Source organism: Pantoea sp. VS1, assembly GCF_002207995.1.
Taxonomy (GTDB): Bacteria; Pseudomonadota; Gammaproteobacteria; order Enterobacterales; family Enterobacteriaceae; genus Pantoea; species Pantoea dispersa.
In genome coordinates this window covers 1-468 of sequence record NZ_NHZE01000143.1, presented here as the reverse complement: position 1 = coordinate 468, position 468 = coordinate 1, and the positions used below count along the sequence as shown (strand labels likewise).

2 protein-coding genes are annotated in these 468 nt (G+C 53.0%); both read right to left on the bottom strand.

What is annotated here, in order from left to right; translation table 11 throughout:
* A partial coding sequence (locus tag CBW22_RS25075; protein WP_141097383.1) for a transposase occupies nt 1-102 on the bottom strand: 102 nt, incomplete at its 3' end.
* A gap of 244 nt (nt 103-346) precedes the next feature.
* A partial coding sequence (locus CBW22_RS25070) for a DUF4113 domain-containing protein (protein ID WP_141097382.1) occupies nt 347-468 on the bottom strand: 122 nt, incomplete at its 5' end.

Genomic DNA, 468 nt, shown 5'->3' with positions numbered 1-468 from the left:
GTCTGAAATGGCATGCTTGCGGCAGAGTTCCCGGGCTGAAACCCCGGCTTCTGCCTCGCGGAGAATACTGATGATCTGTTCGTCGGAAAATCGCTTCTTCATGGGGATGTCCTCATGTGGTTGATGAAGACATTACTAACATCGCGGTGTATTAATCAACGGGGAGCAGGTTACGGGGGCGTTACTTCAGGGACAAAAAACCGGGGCTTCCTTTCTTACTCATGGATGAATTCTGGCTATATAACCAGTAAGGAGAGCAGCTCACTGACCGATACCCTGAAACGTCCGGAACATCCGTGGTATCTCAGAGCACCCGAGCAACGGGAATATCGCTCCAGCGCGTTGTCTAGGCAGGAGATAACATCTCCCGCTTCATTTTCCATTCTGTATTCACGCCCTGACCCGCAAACCACAGGCTGCCGAGCCCGGACTGGTTGATGCCGTCCAGTACTTTCATCAGCTGCGCGC